Origin of the sequence: Streptomyces capoamus, from assembly GCF_014654935.1 — a bacterium.
Lineage (GTDB): Bacteria > Actinomycetota > Actinomycetes > Streptomycetales > Streptomycetaceae > Streptomyces > Streptomyces capoamus.
In genome coordinates, this window is record NZ_BNBF01000002.1 from 310,104 (window position 1) to 312,192 (window position 2,089).

Genomic DNA, 2,089 nt, shown 5'->3' on the forward strand with positions numbered 1-2,089 from the left:
ACGACCAGCGCGGTGAAGCTGAAGCGACGACCACCCTTCACAACCTTGGCGACGCGGTTGATCGCGACGACACGCTCAACGTACGCGGTCTTCTCGGCGGCAGCAGCGCCGCCGTCACGGCCCTTCCGGTCCCGCCGCTCGCCGCCACCGGCACCGCTTCCGCGGCGCTGGGGTCCAGCCATTGGATTACCTCTCTCTTTCCGCTAGCTACAAGCGGCTCAGAACTTGAGCCCGGCTTCGCGGGCGGCGTCCGCCAGGGCGGCGATGCGCCCGGCGTACTGGTTGCCACCACGGTCGAACACGACTGCCTCGACACCGGCGGCCTTGGCACGCTCGGCGACCAGGGCGCCGACCTGCTTGGCCTGCGCGGACTTGTCGCCCTCGCCACCGCGGATCGAGCTGTCCAGAGTGGACGCCGAAGCCAGGGTGTGGCCCTTCAGGTCGTCGATCACCTGCGCCACGATGTGGCGGTTGGAGCGGGTCACGACCAGACGGGGACGCTCCGCCGTACCGGAAAGGTTCTTGCGGATCCGGATGTGACGGCGCTTGATCGCGGCGCGCTTGTAGGCGTCGCCCTTGAGGATCTTCTGCCCGTATGCCATGGCTTACTTACCCGCCTTTCCGACCTTGCGGCGGATGACTTCGCCCTCGTACTTGACGCCCTTGGCCTTGTACGGGTCGGGCTTGCGCAGCTTGCGGATGTTGGCCGCAACCTCGCCGACCTTCTGCTTGTCGATGCCCTCGACCGAGAAACGGGTCGGGGTCTCCACCTTGAAGGTGATGCCCTCGGGGGCCTCGACGACGATCGGGTGGCTGTAACCGAGAGCGAACTCCAGGTTCGAACCCTTGGCGGTCACTCGGTAACCGACACCGCTGATCTCGAGCTTCTTCACGTAACCCTGGGTCACGCCGGTGATCATGTTCGCCACCAGCGTGCGGGAGAGGCCGTGCAGGGCCTTGCTCTGACGCTCGTCGTTCGGGCGCAGCACCTGGAGGGTGCCGTCCTCGCCCTTAGCGATGTCGATCGGCGCGGCAACGGTGTGGGTCAGCGAGCCCTTGGGGCCCTTGACCGAAACCGTACGGCCGTCGATGGTGACGTCCACGCCGGCGGGAACCGCGATGGGGAGCTTGCCGATGCGCGACATAGCTGTTTCCTCCGTTCCCTTCTGCTACCAGACGTAGGCGAGGACTTCCCCACCCACGCCCTTCTTGCCGGCCTGCTTGTCGGTGAGGAGCCCGTGCGACGTGGAGATGATCGCCACGCCCAGGCCGCCGAGCACCTTCGGCAGGTTGGTGGACTTCGCGTACACCCGGAGACCGGGCTTGGAGATCCGCTTGATGCCCGCGATGGAGCGCTCACGGTTGGGGCCGAACTTCAGCTCCAGGACGAGGTTCTTGCCGACCTCGGCGTCCTCGACCTTCCAGCCCGTGATGAAGCCCTCCTGCTGGAGGATCTCCGCGATGTGAGACTTGATCTTCGACGCCGGCATCGTCACGGAGTCGTGGTATGCCGAGTTCGCGTTACGCAGACGCGTAAGCATGTCTGCGATCGGATCAGTCATGGTCATGAATTGGCCTGTGGCCTTTCTCGCCGGGGTTTCCTATATGCGCCATCCCTCTCCCCGTACTTCTGCAGACGGGACGGGTGCGGTGCGGGGACCTACGGCGTAGTAAGTCGTTCAGGGCGGCAGAGCCCAACCCCACTAGCCTACGGCATGCGGGGGGTCGGGCCCTGCCGTCCCGGTTGCTTACCGAGAGGTCCAGGAATCCCTAAAAGCAGGGATTACCAGGAGCTCTTGGTCACGCCCGGCAGCTCGCCACGGTGAGCCATCTCACGAAGGCACACGCGGCAGAGGCCGAACTTGCGGTAAACGGAGTGCGGACGGCCGCAGCGCTGGCAGCGGGTGTAGCCACGCACACCGAACTTGGGCTTGCGAGCAGCCTTGGCAATCAGAGCCTTCTTCGCCATCTCGCTCACGCCTCCTTGAACGGGAAGCCGAGGTGACGAAGGAGCGCACGGCCCTCAGCGTCGTTGGTCGCCGTGGTGACCACGGTGATGTCCATGCCCCGGGTACGGTCGATCTTGTCC

The 2,089-nt window shown here is 65.5% G+C and carries 4 protein-coding genes and 2 pseudogenes; all 6 read right to left on the reverse strand.

The genetic code is table 11. From position 1 onward, the window contains the following. Window positions 1-182 (reverse strand): annotated as a pseudogene (locus IE312_RS38800) (30S ribosomal protein S5); the annotation flags it as partial. Between the two features lie 36 nt (window positions 183-218). Then, window positions 219-602 (reverse strand): 50S ribosomal protein L18, encoded by a 384-nt coding sequence (gene rplR, locus IE312_RS04870; RefSeq protein ID WP_030745253.1) that lies wholly within the window; start codon window positions 600-602, stop codon window positions 219-221. 3 nt (window positions 603-605) lie between these two features. Then, a complete protein-coding gene (gene rplF, locus IE312_RS04875; protein ID WP_030345438.1) occupies window positions 606-1,145 on the reverse strand; it encodes a 50S ribosomal protein L6 in 540 nt (179 codons plus the stop codon). Between the two features lie 24 nt (window positions 1,146-1,169). Further along, complete coding sequence (rpsH, locus tag IE312_RS04880) at window positions 1,170-1,568, reverse strand: 30S ribosomal protein S8 (RefSeq protein WP_007384075.1); 399 nt, start codon at window positions 1,566-1,568, stop codon at window positions 1,170-1,172. A 215-nt stretch (window positions 1,569-1,783) separates the two neighbouring features. Next, window positions 1,784-1,969, reverse strand: a complete 186-nt coding sequence (locus tag IE312_RS04885) for a type Z 30S ribosomal protein S14 (protein WP_003948630.1) — start codon at window positions 1,967-1,969, stop codon at window positions 1,784-1,786. Between the two features lie 5 nt (window positions 1,970-1,974). Next, window positions 1,975-2,089 (reverse strand): annotated as a pseudogene (locus IE312_RS38805) (50S ribosomal protein L5); the annotation flags it as partial.

Coding starts and splice junctions, on each gene's coding strand:
- IE312_RS04885 (WP_003948630.1), bottom strand. CDS start 1,969: ATGGCGAAGAAGGCTCTGATTGCCAAGGCTGCTCGCAAGCCCAAGTTC.
- rpsH (WP_007384075.1), bottom strand. CDS start 1,568: ATGACCATGACTGATCCGATCGCAGACATGCTTACGCGTCTGCGTAAC.
- rplR (WP_030745253.1), bottom strand. CDS start 602: ATGGCATACGGGCAGAAGATCCTCAAGGGCGACGCCTACAAGCGCGCC.
- rplF (WP_030345438.1), bottom strand. CDS start 1,145: ATGTCGCGCATCGGCAAGCTCCCCATCGCGGTTCCCGCCGGCGTGGAC.